The 19,980-nt window shown below is 72.5% G+C and carries 22 protein-coding genes and 1 tRNA gene; 12 read left to right on the plus strand and 11 right to left on the minus strand.

Annotated elements, in window-relative coordinates:
• Window positions 1–69: 69 nt before the first annotated feature.
• Both IE257_RS03990 and IE257_RS03995 read right to left on the minus strand, forming a co-directional pair.
• Window positions 70–636, minus strand: coding sequence for an acetate uptake transporter (locus IE257_RS03990; RefSeq protein WP_189964596.1), 567 nt, complete (start codon window positions 634–636; stop codon window positions 70–72).
• A gap of 98 nt (window positions 637–734) precedes the next feature.
• Complete coding sequence (locus IE257_RS03995) at window positions 735–1,268, minus strand: universal stress protein (RefSeq protein ID WP_189964809.1); 534 nt, start codon at window positions 1,266–1,268, stop codon at window positions 735–737.
• A gap of 398 nt (window positions 1,269–1,666) precedes the next feature.
• Between IE257_RS03995 and IE257_RS04000 the strand changes: the two genes are divergently transcribed.
• The 4 genes from IE257_RS04000 to IE257_RS04015 all read left to right on the plus strand — a co-directional run bounded on the left by IE257_RS04000 (window position 1,667) and on the right by IE257_RS04015 (window position 4,430).
• Entirely contained in the window at window positions 1,667–1,987 is a 321-nt protein-coding gene (locus IE257_RS04000; RefSeq protein WP_189964598.1) for a hypothetical protein, read from the plus strand.
• A gap of 376 nt (window positions 1,988–2,363) precedes the next feature.
• Window positions 2,364–3,539 carry a helix-turn-helix domain-containing protein gene (locus IE257_RS04005; protein ID WP_189964600.1) on the plus strand — a complete coding sequence of 392 codons (1,176 nt, stop codon included), beginning with the start codon at window positions 2,364–2,366 and terminating at the stop codon, window positions 3,537–3,539.
• A 108-nt stretch (window positions 3,540–3,647) separates the two neighbouring features.
• The gene (orn, locus tag IE257_RS04010; protein ID WP_189964602.1) at window positions 3,648–4,250 is read left to right on the plus strand and encodes an oligoribonuclease; all 603 of its coding nucleotides are present in this window, start codon (window positions 3,648–3,650) and stop codon (window positions 4,248–4,250) included.
• 107 nt (window positions 4,251–4,357) lie between these two features.
• Window positions 4,358–4,430 (plus strand) — tRNA-His (locus IE257_RS04015).
• Between the two features lie 79 nt (window positions 4,431–4,509).
• On the opposite strand, the gene IE257_RS04020 is transcribed toward IE257_RS04015, so the two are convergent.
• On the minus strand, window positions 4,510–5,535 hold the full coding sequence (locus IE257_RS04020) for a LacI family DNA-binding transcriptional regulator (RefSeq protein WP_189964604.1): 1,026 nt from the start codon (window positions 5,533–5,535) through the stop codon (window positions 4,510–4,512).
• Between the two features lie 102 nt (window positions 5,536–5,637).
• Between IE257_RS04020 and IE257_RS04025 the strand changes: the two genes are divergently transcribed.
• Genes IE257_RS04025 through IE257_RS04040 form a run of 4 tightly spaced genes read left to right on the plus strand, consistent with a single transcriptional unit; the run spans window position 5,638 to window position 10,271 of the window.
• Window positions 5,638–6,993, plus strand: coding sequence for an ABC transporter substrate-binding protein (locus IE257_RS04025; RefSeq protein WP_189964606.1), 1,356 nt, complete (start codon window positions 5,638–5,640; stop codon window positions 6,991–6,993).
• A 7-nt stretch (window positions 6,994–7,000) separates the two neighbouring features.
• Window positions 7,001–7,999: a carbohydrate ABC transporter permease gene (locus IE257_RS04030; RefSeq protein ID WP_189964608.1), complete on the plus strand. Its 999-nt coding sequence runs from the start codon at window positions 7,001–7,003 to the stop codon at window positions 7,997–7,999.
• On the plus strand, window positions 7,996–8,820 hold the full coding sequence (locus tag IE257_RS04035; protein ID WP_189964610.1) for a carbohydrate ABC transporter permease: 825 nt from the start codon (window positions 7,996–7,998) through the stop codon (window positions 8,818–8,820). The genes IE257_RS04030 and IE257_RS04035 overlap by 4 nt, the downstream gene beginning before the upstream one ends.
• Window positions 8,817–10,271, plus strand: coding sequence for a GH1 family beta-glucosidase (locus IE257_RS04040; protein ID WP_189964612.1), 1,455 nt, complete (start codon window positions 8,817–8,819; stop codon window positions 10,269–10,271). Before IE257_RS04035 ends, IE257_RS04040 begins: the two co-directional genes overlap by 4 nt.
• 4 nt (window positions 10,272–10,275) lie before the next feature.
• On the opposite strand, the gene IE257_RS04045 is transcribed toward IE257_RS04040, so the two are convergent.
• Window positions 10,276–11,091, minus strand: coding sequence for an SDR family oxidoreductase (locus IE257_RS04045; RefSeq protein ID WP_189964614.1), 816 nt, complete (start codon window positions 11,089–11,091; stop codon window positions 10,276–10,278).
• 81 nt (window positions 11,092–11,172) lie between these two features.
• Between IE257_RS04045 and IE257_RS04050 the strand changes: the two genes are divergently transcribed.
• Both IE257_RS04050 and IE257_RS04055 read left to right on the plus strand, forming a co-directional pair.
• Window positions 11,173–11,784: a TetR/AcrR family transcriptional regulator gene (locus tag IE257_RS04050; RefSeq protein WP_189964616.1), complete on the plus strand. Its 612-nt coding sequence runs from the start codon at window positions 11,173–11,175 to the stop codon at window positions 11,782–11,784.
• The gene (locus tag IE257_RS04055; protein WP_229920087.1) at window positions 11,765–12,688 is read left to right on the plus strand and encodes a hypothetical protein; all 924 of its coding nucleotides are present in this window, start codon (window positions 11,765–11,767) and stop codon (window positions 12,686–12,688) included. Before IE257_RS04050 ends, IE257_RS04055 begins: the two co-directional genes overlap by 20 nt.
• Before the next feature lie 75 nt (window positions 12,689–12,763).
• On the opposite strand, the gene IE257_RS04060 is transcribed toward IE257_RS04055, so the two are convergent.
• The 4 genes from IE257_RS04060 to IE257_RS04075 all read right to left on the minus strand — a co-directional run bounded on the left by IE257_RS04060 (window position 12,764) and on the right by IE257_RS04075 (window position 15,460).
• Window positions 12,764–13,069 carry a DUF3303 family protein gene (locus tag IE257_RS04060; RefSeq protein ID WP_189964618.1) on the minus strand — a complete coding sequence of 102 codons (306 nt, stop codon included), beginning with the start codon at window positions 13,067–13,069 and terminating at the stop codon, window positions 12,764–12,766.
• Window positions 13,070–13,152: 83 nt separating this feature from the next.
• Window positions 13,153–13,332, minus strand: coding sequence for a DUF5993 family protein (locus tag IE257_RS04065; RefSeq protein WP_189964619.1), 180 nt, complete (start codon window positions 13,330–13,332; stop codon window positions 13,153–13,155).
• A gap of 27 nt (window positions 13,333–13,359) precedes the next feature.
• Window positions 13,360–14,763 (minus strand): sensor histidine kinase, encoded by a 1,404-nt coding sequence (locus IE257_RS04070; RefSeq protein ID WP_189964621.1) that lies wholly within the window; start codon window positions 14,761–14,763, stop codon window positions 13,360–13,362.
• Between the two features lie 7 nt (window positions 14,764–14,770).
• The gene (locus tag IE257_RS04075) at window positions 14,771–15,460 is read right to left on the minus strand and encodes a response regulator transcription factor (RefSeq protein WP_189964623.1); all 690 of its coding nucleotides are present in this window, start codon (window positions 15,458–15,460) and stop codon (window positions 14,771–14,773) included.
• 79 nt (window positions 15,461–15,539) lie between these two features.
• Between IE257_RS04075 and IE257_RS39285 the strand changes: the two genes are divergently transcribed.
• Window positions 15,540–16,106 (plus strand): hypothetical protein, encoded by a 567-nt coding sequence (locus tag IE257_RS39285; RefSeq protein ID WP_189964625.1) that lies wholly within the window; start codon window positions 15,540–15,542, stop codon window positions 16,104–16,106.
• A gap of 19 nt (window positions 16,107–16,125) precedes the next feature.
• On the opposite strand, the gene IE257_RS04085 is transcribed toward IE257_RS39285, so the two are convergent.
• From IE257_RS04085 to IE257_RS04095, 3 genes are all read right to left on the minus strand, one after another.
• On the minus strand, window positions 16,126–16,770 hold the full coding sequence (locus IE257_RS04085) for a class I SAM-dependent methyltransferase (RefSeq protein WP_189964627.1): 645 nt from the start codon (window positions 16,768–16,770) through the stop codon (window positions 16,126–16,128).
• A gap of 139 nt (window positions 16,771–16,909) precedes the next feature.
• Window positions 16,910–17,791, minus strand: a complete 882-nt coding sequence (locus IE257_RS04090) for a spermidine synthase (protein WP_189964629.1) — start codon at window positions 17,789–17,791, stop codon at window positions 16,910–16,912.
• Between the two features lie 45 nt (window positions 17,792–17,836).
• Complete coding sequence (locus IE257_RS04095; RefSeq protein ID WP_189964631.1) at window positions 17,837–18,226, minus strand: hypothetical protein; 390 nt, start codon at window positions 18,224–18,226, stop codon at window positions 17,837–17,839.
• Between the two features lie 239 nt (window positions 18,227–18,465).
• Here IE257_RS04095 and IE257_RS04100 point away from each other — a divergent pair, with 239 nt between their 5' ends.
• Complete coding sequence (locus tag IE257_RS04100; protein ID WP_189964633.1) at window positions 18,466–19,770, plus strand: NsdA family TPR-like regulatory protein; 1,305 nt, start codon at window positions 18,466–18,468, stop codon at window positions 19,768–19,770.
• Window positions 19,771–19,980: the final 210 nt, after the last annotated feature.

Genomic DNA, 19,980 nt, shown 5'->3' on the forward strand with positions numbered 1-19,980 from the left:
CGGTGCGCACGGGGGTTCTCCGATGTGGTGCCGGTGGTGCCGGTGGTGCCGGTGGTGCCCCGCCGCCGCTCAGCTCGCGGCGACCGCCCCGCGCCGGGCCTTGCCGACGGCCATCGGCCAGTGCGCCAGGGCCGCGGTGGCCCCGTACCAGGCCAGCAGTCCGGTCACCGCGGCGACCCAGCCGCCCGCCTTGGCGAGCGCGCCGTTGTCGACGAAGGCGCCGATGGCCAGCAGGAGCAGCGACAGGGTCAGCAGCGCGTAGACACCCTGGCTGAACAGACCGCTCGCGGCGGCGACCGTGAGGGTCAGCGCGAGCATCGCGAACAGGACAAGAAACGTTCCGGCGGCTTCGTCGGTGACCGAACCGCCCGCACCCTTGGCCCAGGTGAACCAGAAGATCCCGAGGCCCGCGAACGCGGTGCCGTTGAACCCGTTGCCGCCGCGGTACTCGAGGAGCCCGAGGAGGAAGAGGGCCGCGCCGCCGACGTACATCGCGAGCGACACGGAGTTGGCAGCGGACACGCCGTCGATGACACCGGTGTGGCCGATACCGAATGCGAGAAGGGTGAGACCCAGGGCTATGTTCCCGAGGGTCGAAGTCGAGGCCGTGCTTCCCGCAGAGACACCATTGTCCACGGCGGGCTCCCTTCGATCTGCAGTTGTTTGCTGCGTCCCAGCAGCATTTATCTACCCTTTACACGAGGGCACAACCGCACAAGCGACTTAACAGAGTGTTACGGAATGACAACGACGGGTCGCTGCGCACGCTTGGCCAGCCGGCCGGCGACCGAGCCGAAGATCCGGCCCACGATCCCGTGCGTGGAGCCGACCACGATGGCGTCGGCCGAATACTCCCGGCCGACCTCCTCCAGCTCGTGGCAGATGTCACCACCGCGTTCGACCAGGATCCACGGCACTTCGGCCAGATAGTCCGCGCAGGCGAGCTCCAGCCCGAGCACCTCGGTGCGGTGGTCCGGCACGTCGACGAAGACGGGCGGCTCGCAGCCGGCCCACACCGTGGTGGGCAGCCGGTTGGCGACATGGACGATGATCAGACCGGACCCGGAGCGACGGGCCATACCGATCGCATAGGCGAGCGCGCGCTCGCTCGACGTGGATCCGTCGAATCCCACAACGACCCCGTGCCGGAAGGCCGGATCGCAGTGTGTGCGTGTCTGTTCCACCGCGCGCAGATCGGCGGCCGACTCGGGGTCGACGACGCGTTTGCGCTTGCGGTCCGCAGGTTCGGAGAATTCGTGACCGGCCATGGGTGTCTCGGCGAAGAGGTCCTTGGAGGAAGCAACAGGGGCGAAATCGGCGACGCAGTGTGACGGAGCTCTGTCCGGGAAGCATCTTCCCAAGCCCATACCCACCAGGGTACGGCGACACTCCTGTCCTGCACAGGGCTTGCCGCCCTTGGAGAGCGTCCCAGGGAGCATGCCGGAGCGAACGCGCCTTGGCAATGGCCGCTGTCCCCTACAGCCAGTGACGAGACGCGGCATCGCCACCCGTGCGCGCAGTGACCGAGCCCTGCCGCCGGGCGTTGGGACATGCGTCCGACCAACAGGTAAGAGCCCGCAGGGAGCACGACGTGCCCGGTCATCCGGTTCACCCCGTCCAGCCAGCTCGGCCGACACAAGTCCCCCGCCCGTCCCTTCACTCGTCCGTGCGTCCCGCCGGACACCCCCATGACGACCCCGCGGGTGACGTCGTGCGCTGGGCCGCCTTCAGCTGCCTGCTCGTTCCCGTGGTCCTCGTCGTCTACGGAACCTCCTACGGCGGGGCCGCCGTCGCGACCCTCGGCCTGCTCGCCGTCACGGCCGCGTGCCGGGTCCTGCTGCGCCACTCGGAGAAGGCGCAGCGGATCGAGGCCCGGGTGCGCGCGGAGGAGCCGTTGCCGCCCGCGCACCGCGGCCGACACTCGCGCGGCAGCACCGGGACCCGCCGCGGTTGTCGGGGCTCCGGCCCCGGCTCCCCGCAGGGCTGACTCATTCGCACACCCACACACGCATGTTTTCAGCCAACTTCCCGGCAGGGTGCCCTCCTTGCCGGAATGTCTCGCCGCCCCCCTCACCACCAGCGACGACGGACCGTGGGGGGCGTTCTGGCCCTACAGGTACTGGCCATGGCCGGGGATCACGCTTCCTGTTCGGGTAGCGGAGTGGAACGCTTACTGATCGAATGCTTTTCGCCAAGTTGAGAAGTCGACATAGCGCTGCGTGCTGAACTTGTCACGCCGACACCACGGGACGCAGTAGATTCGATCATGTATTTACGGCGGGGGATCCACGTGCAAGGCCGAGGGGAAACGTGCAGGTGCGACCAGACCAAGGAGTCGCGACACCCAAGGGGGGCTTAGCGCCATGAGCCAGGATTCCACCGCCGTCGTCACAGCAGACGCCGGCCGGAAGCTCGCGGGGCGTCGCCGCAGGGAGATCGTCGCGGTGCTGCTCTTCAGCGGCGGACCGATCTTCGAGAGCTCCATTCCACTTTCCGTGTTCGGCATTGACCGGCAGGACGCGGGAGTTCCACGCTACCGATTGCTCGTGTGCGCCGGTGAGGACGGTCCGCTCAGGACCACCGGCGGACTCGAACTGACCGCGCCGTACGGGTTGGAGGCGATCGCCCGGGCAGGGACGGTCGTCGTTCCCGCCTGGCGCTCCATCACTTCACCGCCACCGCCCGAGGCGCTCGACGCACTGCGTCTGGCGCACGAGGAGGGGGCCCGGATCGTCGGACTGTGCACGGGAGCCTTCGTGCTCGCCGCCGCCGGTCTGCTGGACGGCCGGCCCGCGACGACGCACTGGATGTACGCGCCGACGCTGGCCAAGCGGTACCCGTCCGTCCATGTCGATCCGCGCGAACTGTTCGTCGACGACGGCGACGTGCTCACGTCCGCCGGCACGGCGGCCGGAATCGACCTGTGCCTGCACATCGTGCGCACGGACCACGGCAGCGAGGCGGCCGGGGCCCTGGCCCGCAGGCTCGTCGTGCCGCCGCGCCGCACGGGCGGCCAGGAACGCTATCTCGACCGGTCGCTGCCGGAGGAGATCGGCGCCGACCCGCTGGCCGAGGTCGTCGCCTGGGCACTGGAACACCTCCACGAGCAGTTCGACGTGGAGACGCTGGCCGCCCGCGCCTACATGAGCAGGCGCACCTTCGACCGGCGGTTCCGCTCGCTCACCGGCAGCGCTCCGCTCCAGTGGCTGATCACTCAGCGGGTGCTCCAGGCCCAGCGGCTGCTGGAGACCTCCGACTACTCGGTCGACGAGGTCGCCGGACGCTGCGGGTTCCGTTCGCCGGTGGCCCTGCGGGGTCACTTCCGGCGGCAGCTGGGGTCCTCCCCGGCCGCCTACCGCTCGGCGTACCGGGCACGGCGGCCGCAGGCCGACGTGGCGCAGGTGTCCGAGATCAACTCCGGCCCGGTTCCGCACCAGCGCACCCCGCAGCCCCACCGGGCGGCGGCGGCCCTGGCCGCGGCGGGTCCCTCGGTGACGGAGCTGTACGCGCCGGGCCGGGCGCTGCGGGAACACGCGTAGCCGCCCGAACCGCACGACGCACGAAGGTCCCCCATCGGTCACTGCCGATGGGGGACCTTCCGCATATGCGGTCCCCCGCGCCGCGGGGGACCGCATAAGGTGGGACACATGAACGATCGCATGGTGTGGATCGACTGCGAGATGACCGGGCTCTCGTTGACGGACGACGCACTTATCGAGGTGGCCGCACTGGTCACCGACTCGGAGCTCAACGTGCTCGGCGAAGGCGTGGACATCGTGATCCGCCCGCCGGACGCCGCCCTGGAGACCATGCCCGACGTGGTGCGCGAGATGCACACCGCATCCGGCCTGCTCGACGAGCTGGCCGGCGGGACCACCCTCGCGGATGCCGAGGCGCAGGTCCTGGCCTATGTGCGGGAGCACGTGAAGGAACCCCGCAAGGCGCCGCTCTGCGGAAACTCGGTCGGCACCGACCGCGGCTTCCTGCTGCGCGACATGGCCGCGCTGGAGAGCTACCTGCACTACCGGATCGTGGACGTCTCCTCGGTCAAGGAGCTGGCGCGCCGCTGGTACCCGCGGGCGTACTTCAACAGCCCGCCGAAGAACGGCAACCACCGGGCGCTGGCGGACATCAAGGACTCCATCACCGAGCTGCGCTACTACCGGGAGGCGGTCTTCGTGCCCCGGCCCGGGCCCGACTCGGACACGGCCCGGGGCATCGCCGCCAAGCACGCCGCGCCCCGCGCCTAGGCATCGACCAGGCCTCTCCGAAGAGGGGTGGCGGGAAACGGGGGAGCGAGCACCCTCCCGGACCCTGTACCCTTTTCTTCGGCCGGTCGGTTTTCCGACCGGACATGGTGGGTGTAGCTCAGTTGGTAGAGCACCTGGTTGTGGTCCAGGTGGCCGCGGGTTCAAGTCCCGTCACTCACCCTGCGGGAAGGCCCCGGTACGCGAGAGCGGACCGGGGCCTTCTGCATGACCGGCCCGTGCACGGGCCGCGCCGGGGCCGTCAGGACGACTCCCGGACCACCAACCGGTTCGGCAGCACGGCGGCCGCCTCGCCCGTCTCCCCCGCGATCCTCCCCAGCAGCATCGTCGTCATCGTCCGGCCCATCTCCTCGATCGGCTGCCGGACGCTGGTCAGCGGCGGGTCCATGTGCCGGGCCACCACCGAGTCGTCGAAGCCGACCAGCGCCACGTCCTGGGGGATCCGGCGGCCGGCCGCGCGCAGCTCCCGCCGGGCGCCCGCCGCCATGACGTCCGAGGCGGCGAAGACCGCGTCGAGCGCGGGGCGGCGCTCCAGCAGTTCGCGCATGGCCCGCCGGCCGCCCTCCTCGGTGAAGTCGCCGACCGCGATCAGCGGCTCGTCGACGGCGTGCCCGGCGGCGGCCAGGGCCTGCCGGTAGCCGTCGAGGCGGCACTGGGCCCCGTACACGTCCAGCGGGCCGGTGATCGTGGCGATCGTGCGGCGGCCCCGGTCGAGGAGGTGGCGTACCGCCTCGGCCGCGCCCGCCAGGTTGTCGGAGTCCACGCTGGGCAGGGTCTCGGCGGCCGAGCGGCGGCCGCTGATCACCGTCGGGATGCCGAGTTCGGCCAGCAGCTCCGGCAGCGGATCCCCGGCGTGGACGGAGACGAGGAGCACCCCGTCGACGCGGTGCCCGGCCAGGTAGTGCGAGAGGCGGCGCCGCTCGCGGTCGCTGCCCGCCAGCGTGAGGACGAGCTGGACCTCGGTCTCCGCGAGGGCGGCGCCGACCCCGCGGACCACTTCGGAGAAGTAGGGCTCGGCGAAGAAGCGGGCCTCGGGTTCGGGGATCACGAGGGCGATGGCGTCGGTGCGGTTGGCCGCGAGGGCGCGTGCGGCGCGGTTCGGTACGTACCCCAGCTCGGCCACGGCCGCCTCGACGGCGACCCTGGTGTGCTCGCTGACCTTGGAGGATCCGTTGATCACCCGGGAGACCGTGCCGCGCCCGACTCCGGCGCGCGCCGCGACCTCCTCCAGGGTCGGCCGTCCCCCGCTGCGCCCGTGCCCGTTCATGGCTTCCTCCCGGTTGTGAATCTACCCCTTGACGACTGTGGGAGCGCTCCCACACTGTGTCACACGACACCCGGCACGTTTCGTCCTTCAGGGAGGAAGCCCATGCGCGTCCGAGCCCGAACCCGAGCCCGAAGAACCCTCCTCACGACGGTCTCAGCCGTCGGAGCGGCGGCCCTGCTCCTCGCGGGGTGCGCCCAGGACCCCGAGGAGGGCACCGGGAAGGGCGCCCCGGCCGCCGGCAAGTCCGGCGGCGCCGCACAGACCACCCTCACCGTCGGCGTCTTCGGGGCCTTCGGCCTCCAGGAGGCCGGGCTCTACGACGAGTACATGGCGCAGAATCCCGGGATCCGCATCGAGCAGACCTCCATCGAGCGCAACGAGAACTACTACCCCCAGCTCCTCACCCACTTGGGCACGGGCAGCGGGCTCGCCGACGTCCAGGCCGTCGAGGTCAACAACATCGCCGAGATCACCGCCACCCAGGCCGACAAGCTGGTCGACCTGGGCAAGGCGCCGGGCGTGGACAAGGCCGCGTACCTGCCCTGGAAGTGGGCGCAGGGCACGGCGAGCGCGGCCAAGGGCGGGGCCACCGTCGGCCTCGGCACCGACATCGGCCCGCAGGGCATCTGCTACCGCAAGGACCTCTTCGAGGCGGCCGGGCTGCCCTCCGACCGGGCGGCGGTCGGGGCGCTGTGGGCGGGCGACTGGAACAAGTACCTGGAGGCGGGCCGCACGTACAAGGCGAAGGCCGGTGACGGGAAGGCCTTCGTGGACTCGGCGTCGGGCGTGATGGCGGCGGTGACCGGCAGCAGCGCCCAGCGCTTCTACGACGACCAGGGCAAGGTCGTCTACAAGACCAATCCCGCGGTGCGCGGGGCCTTCGACCTGGCGGCCTCCTTCGCCACCGACGGGCTGAGCGCCAAGCTCCAGCAGTTCACCCCGGCCTGGGACCAGGGCTTCTCCAACGGCTCCTTCGCGACGGTCTCCTGCCCGGCCTGGATGCTCGGCTACATCCAGGACAAGGCGGGCCCGGCGGGCAAGGACAAGTGGGACGTGGCGCAGGCGCCGAAGCCCAGCAACTGGGGCGGTTCCTTCCTGATCGTGCCGAAGGCGGGCAAGAAGGCGCAGGAGGCGGCGAAGCTGGCGGCCTGGCTGACGGCCCCGGCGCAGCAGGCGAAGCTCTTCGAGAAGCGGGGCAGCTTCCCGAGCGCGAGCGCCGCGTACAAGCTGCCGTCGGTGTCGGGCGCGCAGCACGCGTACTTCGGCGGCGCCCCGATCGGCGAGATCTTCTCGAAGGCGGCCCAGGGCGTGCCGGTGGCCGCGGTCGGCCCGAAGGACCTGGTGATCGCGCAGAACCTGGCGGACATCGGGATGCTCCAGGTCGACCAGAAGGGCCGCAGCCCGCAGGAGGGCTGGGAGGCCGCGGTGAAGGCGATCGACAACGCCCTGGACCAGTGAGGCACTGGTGACGGACGAGACGGCTGTTCTGTCCCCTTCCACCGTCGGCCCGGAGCGGCCGGCGGCGGAAGGGGGCGGCCGGGGCCGGCCGGGCCAGGTGTGGCGCTCGCGCCGCTACCGCTGGGACCTGCGCTTCAGCCCCTACGCCTTCGTGGCGCCCTTCTTCCTCTTCTTCGCCGCCTTCGGGCTGTTCCCGCTGCTCTACACGGGCTGGGCGGCGCTGCACCAGGTGGAGCTGACGGATCCCGACAGCATGACGTGGGTGGGGCTGCGGAACTTCACCCGGCTGTGGGACGACGAGTTCTTCTGGAACGCGCTGCGCAACACGGTGACCATCGGGCTGCTGTCCACGGTGCCGCAGCTGGCGATCGCGCTGGGCCTGGCCCACCTGCTCAACTACCGGCTGCGGGGTTCGGCCTTCTTCCGGGTCGCGGTGCTCACCCCGTACGCGACCTCGGTGGCGGCGGCCACGCTCGTCTTCGTGCTGCTCTTCGGCCGGGACTACGGAATGGTCAACTGGGCGCTGTCGGCGGTGGGTTTCGACGCGGTCGACTGGCAGAACGGCCCCTTCGCCTCCCAGCTCGCGGTCTCCACCATCGTGATCTGGCGGTGGACCGGCTACAACGCGCTGATCTACCTGGCGGCGATGCAGGCCGTGCCGGGCGAGTTGTACGAGTCCGCCGCGCTGGACGGGGCCTCGCGCTTCCAGCAGTTCCTCCACGTCACGGTGCCGTCGTTGCGGCCGACCATCTTCTTCACCTGCGTGGTGTCGACGATCGGCGCCACCCAGCTGTTCGGCGAGCCGCTGCTGTTCAACGGCGGGGCGGGTGCGACGGGCGGCTCGGACCACCAGTTCCAGACGCTCGGCCTGTACCTGTACGAGCAGGGCTGGGTGAACCTGCACCTCGGGCGGGCCTCGGCCATCGCGTGGGCGATGTTCCTGATCCTGCTGCTGATCGCCGGGGCGGCGCGGCTGCTGCGCGGACGTAAGGACGGCTCCCGATGAGATCACTGCGCGCGGGCAGGTTCACCTACGTGGTGCTCGCCCTGTTCACGGCCGGCTCGCTCTTCCCCCTGGTGTGGACGGCGATCGCGGCGTCCCGGAGCAACACGCGCCTGGCCCAGACCCCGCCCCCGTTCTGGTTCGGCGGCAACCTGGGGCACAACCTCCGGGTGGCGTGGACCGACGCCAACATGGGCACCGCCCTGCTGAACACGGTGATCGTGGCGGGCACGGTCGCCGCCGGCACCGTCTTCTTCTCCACGCTCGCCGGGTTCGCCTTCGCCAAGCTCCGCTTCCGCGGCAGCCGGGGGCTGCTGGCCCTGGTGGTCGGGACGATGCTGATCCCGCCGCAGCTGAGTGTGGTGCCGCTCTACATGCTGATCGCGAAGCTGTCGTGGACCGACCGGCTCCAGGCGGTGATCCTGCCGACCCTGGTGGGTGCCTTCGGGGTGTTCTTCATGCGCCAGTACCTGGTGCACGCGCTGCCGATGGAGCTGGTCGAGGCGGCGCGTACGGACGGGGCGAGTTCGCTGCGGGTCCTGTGGCACGTGGTGTTCCCGGCGGCCCGGCCCGCGATGGCGGTGCTGGGGATGCTGACCTTCGTCATGGCCTGGAACGACTTCTTCTGGCCGATCGTCGCGCTGACCCAGAACGGCAGCCCGACGGTGCAGGTGGCCCTGACCGGGCTGGGCCGGGGCTACATCCCCGACCAGTCGGTGATCATGGCGGGCGCGCTGCTGGGCACGCTCCCGCTCTTGCTGGTGTTCCTCGTCTTCGGCCGCCAGATCGTCGGCGGCATCATGCAGGGAGCGGTCAAGGGATGACGCACACGAACACGGACACGAACACGGACGCGAGCGCCGATACGAGCGCGGTCACGAGCACGAGCACCGACACGGACATCGGAGCGCGGGAACTGCGCTTCCCCGACGGGTTCCTGTGGGGCACGGCCACCGCGGCCTTCCAGATCGAGGGCGCCGCCGCGCTGCGCGGTCCGTCCATCTGGGACACCTTCTGCCGCACCCCGGGCAAGGTGTACGGCGGGCACACGGGCGAAGTGGCCGCGGACCACCACCGGCTGTGGCGGGAGGACGTCCGGCTGATGGCCTCGCTCGGTCTGGGCGCCTACCGGTTCTCGGTGTCCTGGCCGCGGGTGCTCGCCGGTGGGATCGGCTTCTACGACGCGCTGGTGGACGAGCTGCTCTCGTACGGGATCCAGCCCTGCGCGACCCTGTACCACTGGGACCTGCCGCAGGAGCTGGAGAGCGCGGGCGGCTGGCCCGAGCGGGAGACCGCGTACGCCTTCGCCCGGTACGCCGAGCAGGTCGCGGAGGTGCTGGCCGACCGGGTGGAGCTGTGGACCACCCTCAACGAGCCCTGGTGCAGCGCCTTCCTCGGCTACGCCTCGGGGGTGCACGCCCCCGGCCGCACCTCCCCCGCGGACTCGTTGCGCGCCGCCCACCACCTCAACCTGGCGCACGGGCTGGCGGCCGCGGCCCTGCCCGCCCGGGCCAGGGCCGGTATCGCGCTCAACCCCAGCGCGGTGCGGCCGCTGACCGGCTCGGCGGCCGATCTGGACGCCGCCCGCCGGATCGACGCCCTGGCCAACCGGGTGTTCACCGGTCCGCTGCTGCACGGGGCCTACCCGCAGGACCTGCTCGCGGACACGGCCCCGGTGACGGACTGGTCCTTCGTACGCCACGGCGACGAGGCGCTGATCCACCAGCCGCTGGACTTCCTCGGGGTGAACTACTACACCCCGGCGGTGGTCTCGGCCGCCCCCGAGGGGAACGGCCCGCGCGCCGACGGGCACGGGGCGGCGGAGCACTCGCCCTGGCCCGCCGCGGACACCGTCGCCTTCCACCAACCGCCGGGCGAGCGGACCGACATGGGCTGGTCGGTCGACCCGACCGGCCTGTACGACCTGCTGATGCGCTTCACCCGCGAGGCGCCCGGGCTGCCGCTGCTGGTGACCGAGAACGGCGCGGCGTACGCCCCCGACCTGCACGACCCGCAGCGCATCGGCTACCTGGAGGACCACCTCTCGGCCGTCCACCGCGCCCTGACGGACGGTGCCCCGGTGGAGGGCTACTTCCTCTGGTCGCTGATGGACAACTTCGAGTGGTCCTACGGCTACAGCAAGCGCTTCGGCATCGTGCACGTCGACTACGAGACCCAGGTCCGCACTCCGCGCTCCAGCGCCCACTGGTACGCCCGGCTGGCCCGGACGGGAGGCTTCCTCACCTACGGGGACGAGGGGCTCCAGGGGCTCTAGGGACTCAGCGGAAGGCCGGGGCGGAGCGGGCCGCCCAGTCTGCGAAGGGGCGCGGCGCCCGGCCGAGGATCTCCCGCACGGCCGGGCTCGGCTCCCGTTCGGCGGGCAGGGGTTCCCCGAGGATGGCGAGGGTGCCCTCCACGACCGGCTCGGGCATGAAGGTCAGCATCCGGGCGCGGGCTTCCTCCCGGGTCTGCTCGACGAAGCGGACCGGCTCGCCCAGGGCCGCGCCGATGGCCGCGGCCCGCTCCCTCGGGGTGATCGGGGCGGGCCCGGTGAGCTCGTGGGTCCGGCCCGCGTGGCCCGGATCCCGCAGGACGGCGGCCGCGACCTCGGCGATGTCGGCCGGGTCGACGGTCGGGAGCCCGACGTCGCCGAACGGCGCGGCGGCCGTGCGCGTCGTACGGATGCTCTCGGCCCAGGCGTAGGCGTTGGAGTCGAGTCCGCCGGAGCGCAGGATCGTCCACTCCAGGCCGCTGCGGCGGACGGCGTCCTCGAACCGCGCGGGGTGGGCGTAGACCTCCCGGCGGGTCCCGACGCCCTGGGACGAGAGCAGGACGACGCGCCGGATCCCGGCGGACGCGGCCCGGTCCAGGATGCCCTGAGGATCCTCGCCGGCGACGAGCAGGAAGAGTGCGTCGGCTCCCTCCAGCGCGGGGGCGATGCTCTGCGGGTCGGCGAGGTCGCCCAGGTGGTGGCGGACCCCTTCCGGCACCAGCCCCGGCCGCCGGGAGACGGCGGTGACGCGCTCACCGCCCGCGGCGAGGATCCGTACGAGTTCCCGTCCCACGTTCCCGGTCGCACCCGTCACTACGATCACGATGATTCCCCCTGTGAGTTAGTCAGCTGACTTAGTTGCGACCATAGCCCTCTCCCCGACCGTTCGTCTAGAGTCAGTCAGGTGACTGACTCAACGAAGGGCCGACGGGGTTCGGGCAAGCGGGAGCGGCTGGCGGCCGCCGCGGCCGAGGTCCTCCACACCCAGGGCGTCGACCGGACCACGCTCGCGGACATCGCCCGCGCGGCGGACGTCCCGGTGGGAAACGTCTACTACTACTTCAAGACCAAGGACCAGCTCGTCGAGGCCGCCATCGACGCGCACGGCCGGACCCTCGACGGGCTGATCACCGCCCTCGACGAACTACCCACCCCCGAGGACCGGTTGAAGGCCCTGCTGAACGGCTGGGCCGAACAGCGCGAGCTCACCGCCCAGTACGGCTGCCCCACCGGCACCCTCGCCTCGGAGCTCGACAAGCGCGCCGACGGACTCGACCGGTCGATCGCAGCGGTCATGCGGACCCTGCTCGACTGGGCCGAGCGGCAGTTCGCGGAGATGGGCCGGGCCGACGCCCGCGAGCTCGCCTTCGCCCTGATCGCCGCCTACCAGGGCATCTCGCTGCTCACCAACACCTTCCGCGACCCGGAGCTCATGACCATCGAGGCCGGCCGCCTGGAACGCTGGATCGACTCCCTCGCCCGCAAAGGCCCCGAAGATGACGATGCACGCAGCTGACGGGCCGGGCCGCACCACGCCCCCGCGCCCCCTGGACGTGGAGTCCCTCTTCCCCGGGCTGGCCGCCCATCGCCGCACGGCGACCCGGCTGCACCCGCGACCCGGCGCGCCCGGTCCGCACGACAGCCACGTCGGCGGGCCGCTGCTGTGGCCCGCCGATGACCCGTGGCCGGTGTGCACGACCCCGCACCGGCGCGCCCCCGGACCGGGACCGCTGCCCCTGCTCGCCCTGGCCCAGCTGCACGCCCGGGACGTGCCGGACCTGCCGGCCGGGCCGGACGGCTGCGACCTGCTCCAGGTGTTCTGGTGCCCCTTCGACGCCCACGGGCCCACCGGCCACGGTATGTACGTGCACCTGCGGTGGCGCCGGGCGGCGGAGGTCCGCGCGGCGGCGGCGGAGCAGCCGGAACCCGGGGCCGTCGGCTTCCGCGGGTATGTGCCCACCCCGTGCCTGCTGCATCCGGAGCGGGTCACCGAGTACCCCTACATCGAGCTGCTCACCGGGAAGCTGGGGGCGGCGGTCGAGGAGTGGGAGGAGGCCCAGGAGGAGGCCGCCGACGCGGCCGAGGAGGCGGCGGAGGCGAGCGGCGAGGAGACCCCGGACGGGGCCTGGCCGCCGTCCTACCAGAGCGATCTCTCCATCGCCCCCGGCTGGAAGGCCGGCGGGCACGCCGCCTGGAACCTCACCGGGCCCGGGTCCATGGACTGCGAGGCCTGCGCCGGGCCGATGGAGCTGCTGCTGACCATCGCGACGAACGAGTGGCACACGGACAGCGTGAGCTGGATCCCGCTGGAGGACAGGCAGCGGAACCCGACCGGGGTGGTCGTCGGCAACCACGGCAGGCTCAACGTCTTCGCCTGCACCCGGGACCCGGCCCACCCGCACGGCTTCAGCGTCCAGTAGCGGCGTAGCGCCTTCCGCGCGGCGGTCCGGCCCGGGCGGCGTCCGGGAAGGAGGGGTGAGCCCTCAGGACCGCCCTCAGGACTGCCCTGAGGACCGCATCGCCGCCAGGCCCTTCGCCAGGTCCTCGGCCGTCATCACGGGGGCGACCTCGACCTCGGCGTTGAACTGCAGGAACAGGTCCTCCATCAGCGACGGCATCTGCGAGCTGTCCTGGAGGTCGAAGACCATCCAGCAGGAGCGCACGCCCTCGTGCAGGCCGAAGTAGGCGGCCTCCGGCTTCACCCGGTCCATCAACTGCTGCACCACCTGGGGCAGGGCGCCGGTCTTGATGCTCTCGTTGGTCGCGGCCGTGTCCATGTGCGCCCTGAGCATGACTCTCATGCCTGACTCCTTCCGTCACGCCCACCCTCGGCGCAGGCCCGGAGCCCGGCAACATGTGCGCCCCCGTCCGGGCCGGGCCGGCGTCAGCCCGGGAATCCGGCGTGGCTCGGGGCCGGCGCGACACCGCTGGTGATGTGGTGCACCGTCAGCAGGGTGACGGCGATCAGCACAGCCCACCACGCTCCGAGCACGACCATCCGGGACGCGTTCCGGTACAGGGCGCTCAGCGTGGCGGGGAGCCCGCCGGAGATCGGGGTGTCCATGCCGCGGACCGTACCGAGACGGCGACTTCACGCCTGCGAGGCGCGCCCCCGGTTACGTCGGTTGCCGCGCCGGCCGCGCCCGGTCCGCCCCGCGCCGGGGCCGCCGAGGCTCCGGCCGTCCAGGCCGATCCAGACCCGGACCTCCGTACCGCCGAGCACCGAGCGCCCCAGCCGTACGTCGCCGCCGGTCGACTCCGCGACCCGGCGCACGATGTCCAGGCCGAGGCCCGTCGACCCGTCGCGGCCACCGTCGTTGCCGCGGCGCAGGGCCGCGTCCGGGTCGGCGATGCCGGGACCCGCGTCCGAGACGAGCACGATGACCGCGTCGCCCGCGTCGTGGACGTCCACCGCGAAGGGGGTGCCCTCCGGGGTGTGCCGGAAGACGTTGCCGAGCATGGCGTCGAGGGCGGCGGCCAGTTCGGGCCGCGCCACGGGGATCCGAACCGTACGGTCCACGCCCGCGAGCCGCACCTCGCGGCCCTCGTCCTCCGCGAGCGCCGACCAGAAGGCCATCCGGTCGCGGATCACCTCGGAGGCGTCGCAGCCGGCGCCCGCCCCGACCAGGCCGGTCGCCGGGCGCTGCTCGCGGGCCGTCCGGATGATCGTGTCGACCTCGCGCTCCAGCTGCTCCACGGCGGCCCGGGTCTGTTCGGCGGCCGGCCCGTCGCCGAGCGAGGCCGTGTTGAGCCGCAGCACGGTCAGCGGGGTGCGCAACCGGTGCGACAGGTCGGCGGCCAGCTCCCGCTCGTTGGCGAGGAGTTCGACGACCTGGTCCGCCATCGCGTTGAACGCGACGGCGGCCGACCGGAGTTCCTTGGGCCCGTCCTCGGGCACCCGGGCGCCGAGCCTGCCCTCGCCGAGCTGGTGCGCCGCGTCCGCGAGCCGTTCGGCCGGCCGGACCAGCCGGGCGCCGAGCCGGTCGGCGACCCCGACCGAGCCCACGATCAGGGCCAGGCCGACGCCCGCGAGCACCAGCCAGGCGGTCGCGACCCCGTTGCTGACCTCGCTCTCCGGGACGAAGATCTCCACCACGGCGATGTCCCCGGACCCGAGCGCGGTCGGCTGGAGCAGCGCCGAGCCGCCCGCCGACACCGAGGCCGTCGTGGCCCGCCCCATCCGCCGGGTCTCCGCGACGGCACGCTCCCCGGCCCGGCCCTCGCCGATGCTCACCCGCGGGCTGTCGCCGATCGCGGGCACGTGGACGGCCATCCGCCGGGCGGCGCCCATCTGCGTGGACTCCACCGCCTTGCGCAGCTGCACGGGATCGGTGGTGATGGACAGCGTCGGCCCGATGGTGGCGGCCTGCCGTTCGGCGTTGGAGAAGGCCCGGTCGCTGGCCATCTCCTGGACGACGAGCCCGAGGGGTACGGCGAAGGCCACGACCACCATGGCCGTGACCGCGAGGCACACCTTGACCAGGGCCCATCTCATCGCGCGCTCACCGGGGCGGCTCCAGCTTGACCCCGACCCCCCGCAGCGTGTGCAGGTAACGCGGCCGGGCGGCGGTCTCGCCGAGTTTGCGGCGCAGCCAGGACAGGTGGACGTCGATGGTCTGGTCGTCCCCGTACGACTGCTGCCAGACCTCGGCGAGCAGTTCGCGGCGGGCCACGACCACCCCGGGCCGCTCGGCGAGGAAGGCCAGCAGGTCGAACTCGCGCCGGGTGAGGTCGAGTACGGCCCCGTCGAGCTCGGCCTGGCGGCGCAGCGGGTCGATGGCGAGGCCGCCGACGCGCAGGACGCGCGAGGGCGGTTCGGCTCCCGCGGTGGCCCGGGCGCGGCGCAGGACGGCGGCCATCCGGGCGGAGAGGTGCTCGACGGAGAAGGGTTTGGTCAGGTAGTCGTCGGCGCCGTCGTTGAGCAGCCGGACGATCTCCGCCTCGTCGTCGCGAGCGGTGGCGATGATCACGGGTACGTCGGTGATGCCGCGCAGCATCTTGAGCGCCTCGGACCCGTCCAGGTCGGGCAGTCCGAGGTCGAGGATGACCACGTCGAAGCGGTGGTGCGCGACCTCGCGCAGGGCCTCCAGGGCCGTGCCGACGCTCCGCACGGCGTGCGAGGCCTCGGTCAGGTGCCGGATGAGGGCGGAACGTACGAACTGGTCGTCCTCGACCACGAGCACACTTGCCATGGCCCGCACCGTAGTCCATCCGGGCGACCCGGCGGGGTGTCGGGCCACACTTGGGGCGGGTGGTGCAGTATGTGCCCTGATGCTACGAGGACTTCTTCATGCCACGGCTTGGACGCTGGCGACCGGTGCGGCGGTGACGCTGTCCTGGTGGGGCGTGCACACCGTCATGTCGGGAACGGCCTACGATGCACCGCTCGCGGTGCCGCTGGCCGACCGGCCGCTGTCCTCGTCCACGCACGACGCGCAGGGGTCCCGGTCACCGTCGGGGTCCGCCTCCCCGTCCCCGTCCCCGTCCGCGTCCCCGTCGCCCTCCGGGTCGCCCGGCCCGGACGCATCGTCGCCGAGCACCGGGGCGACGCCGGAGAAGTCCCCGAAGCCCTCGGACACCCCCCGCGGGTACCAGCCGGCGGTGGGGCAGGACGCGGGCAAGGTGCAGGCCTATCCGGTGTCCGGCGGCCGGGTCGTCTTCTCCCTGGGCGCGTCCACCGCCGAGCTGGTCTCGGCCACCCCGGCGGCCGGGTGGCGGATGCAGGTGTGGAAGCAGGACTTCTGGATCCGGGTCACCTTCACCCGGGACGGCCGCGAGGTGTCCGTCTTCTGCACCTGGCACGACCACCCGCCGGTGGTGGAGATCGTCGACCCCTGAGACCCCGGGGCCCGAGACCCTACGCGGGAACGGTGCCGACCAGCACGAACTCGTTGTACGGGAAGACCTTGCCCATCGGGCGGGGGAAGGGGAAGGAGTAGGTCCGCCGGACCGCGATGCCGGCCCTGCCCGCGTGGCTGCGCATCTCCTCGAAACCGACCCAGCGGATGTGGGTGGCGTCGGTGCGGTAGCCGAGCTCCTGCGGGGTGATCATGACGACCGAGCCGCCCGGCCTGACCAGCGGAAGGTACTGCTCCAGCAGCGAGGCCGCGGTCTCCTCGTCGATGTGCTCCAGCACGTGAGCGATCAGCATGCTGTCGAAGGATCCCGGCCCGCAGTCCGGCGCGGCGGCCAGCTCGTCGGGGGTGTACGCGTTCAGTCCGCGCTCGCGGCAGGTCTGCACCGAGTGCGGGTTGTGGTCGACCCCCACGCTGTCGGGTCCGCAGTTGAGGAGGTTCCGGCCCAGTCCGCAGCCGACGTCGAGGACCCGGCCCAGCTGCAGCCTCTGCAGGTTCCACCGGTACGGCGCCTGCGTGGGCACGAACCGCTTGATTCCGGACTGCTCCAGGCGCGCGAGCCGCTGGGTGTAGTCGGACGTGGCAGTGCTGGGAGTGCTCGGGGTATCCGAGGACGAAGCACCGGGGGTGGCGGGGGAATCAGACATTGCTTCTGCCATCTCCTGAACGCGTCGTAGAAGGGGTGAACCTCCTCGGGGTTCACAGGCTACGCAGAGCGGGCGCTCGCCGGGAGTACTCCGCGGATCTTTATCTGCCTAGTACCAGTCCACATCCTGGGCCGGACCGTCACCGAAATACCGAGGGCGGCGGCTGCGGCGAGGCCACCGCCGAGGCGTCCGCCACCGGGGCCGCACCTCCCGTGAAGTCCGCGAGCGCCCGGCCGTGCTCGACGCGGCCCGGGTGCGGGTCGCTCGCGACCCGGCGGGTGAAGTCCGCCACCGGCAGCTCGCGGTCGGCCGCCACGAGGACCGCGTTACCGAATCGTTTGCCCCGCCACACCACCGGGTCGGCGGCCAGCGCCAGCTCCGTGAACCGCGACGCGGCCGTCGCGATCTGGCTCCGCAGGTGGGCCAGCGGCGGGCCGTCCGCCAGATTGGCCACGTACCACCCGGTGGGCGCGAGGGCACGGCGTACGTCGTCCAGGAACTCGGTGCTCGTCAGGTGCGCCGGGGTGCGGGCCCCGCTGAACACGTCCGCGATCACCAGGTCCGCCCAGCCGTCCGGGACCTTCGCCAGGCCCGCACGCGCGTCCACCGCCCGGACCCGCACCCGCGCCTGCGGATCCAGCGGCAGGTGTTCCCGTACGAAGGCCACCAGCGCGGCGTCGATCTCCACGATCTGCTGGGTGGAGCGGGGGCGGGAGGCGGCCGTGTAGCGGGCGAGGGTGAAGGCGCCGCCGCCCAGGTGCACCACGTTCAGGGGCTGCCGGGCGGGCGCGACGAGGTCGATCAGGTGACCGATCCGCCGCTGGTACGCGAAGTCCAGGTACCCGGGATCGGCCAGGTCCACGTGCGACTGCGGGGCCCCGTCGATCAGCAGGGTCCAGGCGTCGGCCCGCTCGCGGTCCGGTTCCAGCTCCGCCCGGCCGCCGGCCACCTGCCCGACGACCGTCTCGGCGCTGCCGCGTCCGCGCTGCTGCCTGCCCTTGTTCCTGTCCTTGCCTGCCACCACCCCATTGTGCGGGGCGGCGGCGGACGGCAGCCTCCGAACCGGTCAGCGACAGTTGTCCGCGGCCTCGATCAGCCGGGCCGCCTCGCCGAGCGCCGCGCGCAGCACGTCCGGATCGGTGACCGGCCCGACCGCCTCCGGCGGGAGCAGCCAACCGGTGGCGCCCGCGGTGGGCAGGGCGGCGTCGTCGCCGAAGCGCATCCCGCGCCCGTTGGTCTGCGTACACGCGCTGCCCGGCAGGTCCCAGGCGTCGGCGGTGCCGGACGGGACGAGGAAGCCGAGGGTGTCGCCGGACCCGTCGTGCAGGACCGGCCCGACGCCGCCGGCCTGGCTGGCCGCGCGGCGGATGATGTCCACCGCCTCCAGACCCTGCCGGGTGGGAACGGTCACCAGGTCCAGGTCCGGGGCCGGGGTATTCGTTCCAGTGCTCTCCATGCCGTCCACCAAGGGAACCCCTCCTCGATCCGTATCCGCATGGGTTCAACGCACGGGAACGTCAACGGGTGCGGTGGCAAGACGCCGCAAAGGATGGCAGTTCATGGCGGATCGTGGGTGAGATATCCGTTTTGTAGCCAAACATCGTGTGAACACCCCGTCACTGGCGGTACGTTCATGCGCGCCGGACCCCAAGTCACAGCACCGGTGCTGCGTTCCTTGCCAGAGAGGTCACGTCCATGGCGGCGTCCCCCCACTCACCCAACTCCACGTTCCGGCGGCTGCGCGGTCAGCACTCCCCGGCCGAGTTCGCGGCCCTGGTGCGCCGGGCGGCGAAGGAAATCGGAGAAACGGTTTCCTGCGACGCGCGCTACATCGGCCGGGTCGAGTCCGGCGAGATCCGCTGCCCCAACTACGCGTACGAGCGGGTCTTCCGCCATATGTTCCCCGGCCGCGCCCTGGCCGATCTGGGCTTCTCCCCCCGCGAGAGCGTCCGCGGCCGCTCGGCCCAGCGCGATCCCTCCCCTTCCTCTTCCAGTGCCAAGGAGAGCGACGTGCTGCGTCGCGCGTTCATGGCGGGCGGCTCCGCGACCGTGGCGGCCGCGACGCTCAGCCTCACCCTGCTCGGCGACACCCGCCGGCTCCCCTCCCGCGCCGGCGAGTCCGAGGCCGACGCGGTCGAGGACGCGGTACGCCAGATCCGCCTGCTGGACGACCGGCACGGCGCCGACGCCCTGTACCGCAGGGCCGCCGAGCCGCTGCGCACCGCCTACGCACTGCTCGACGCGGGAGCCACCCGGCAGTCCACCGAGGACCGGCTGCACTCCGGCGCCGGGGAACTGGCCGTCTCGGTCGGCTGGCTGGCCCACGACTCCGGCCGCTTCGACGACGCCCGCTCGCACTACGCCGAGGCCCTGGCGACGGCCCGGGTCGCCCGGGACCCGGGCCTGGAGGCGCACGCCTTCAGCAACATGGCCTTCCTGGCCCGGGACTGCGGGCGTTCCCGCGAGGCGGTACGGGCAGCCCAGGCGGGCCGCCGCGCGGCGCGCTCCCTCGGTTCCCCGCGGCTGCTGTCCCTGCTCGCACTGCGGGAGGCCGGGGGCTGGGCGGGGCTGGGCGACCGCAGGGCGTGCGAGGAGGCGCTGGCCCGTGCGCACACGGACTTCTCGCGGGGCGAGTCCGACGCCGACCCCGAGTGGATGTCCTTCTTCGGGCAGGCGGAGCTGGAGTCGCTGGAGGCGCGCTGCTGGTCGTCGCTCGGCGAGCACGCCCGCGCAGCCCGGCATGCCCGCCGCGCGGCGGACCTCCAGGACCCGCACTTCGCCCGGAACGTGGCGCTGTACACCGCCGAGCTGGCCGGTGACCTGGCGCGGGCGGGGGCGCCGGACGAGGCCGCGTGGGCGGGGGGCCGGGTGCTGGACCTCCTGGCGGAGGTCCAGTCGACGCGGGTCCGGTCGATGCTGTCGGAAACGGCCGGCACCCTCGTCCCCCACCAGCGCTCCCCCCGCGTCGGCGCCTTCCTCACCCGCCACGCCGCGGTCTGACCGGGGCTCCGCCCCGGACCCCGCGCCTCAAACGCCGGCGAGGCTGATTTGGTGTACGGGCCGACACCCCGCGCGGGTTGCCCTGCGGGCGGTGTCCTGGTGTGGGTCGGTGCCCCGCACGAGGGTCTCCTCGGCCCGTCCCCTGCGGTGCCCTGCGGGGTGCTCGGCGGTGTACGGGTGTGGGTCGGTGCCCCGCACGAGGGTCTCCTC

It is taken from the genome of Streptomyces avidinii (assembly GCF_014650695.1).
In the GTDB taxonomy this organism is placed as follows: domain Bacteria; phylum Actinomycetota; class Actinomycetes; order Streptomycetales; family Streptomycetaceae; genus Streptomyces; species Streptomyces avidinii.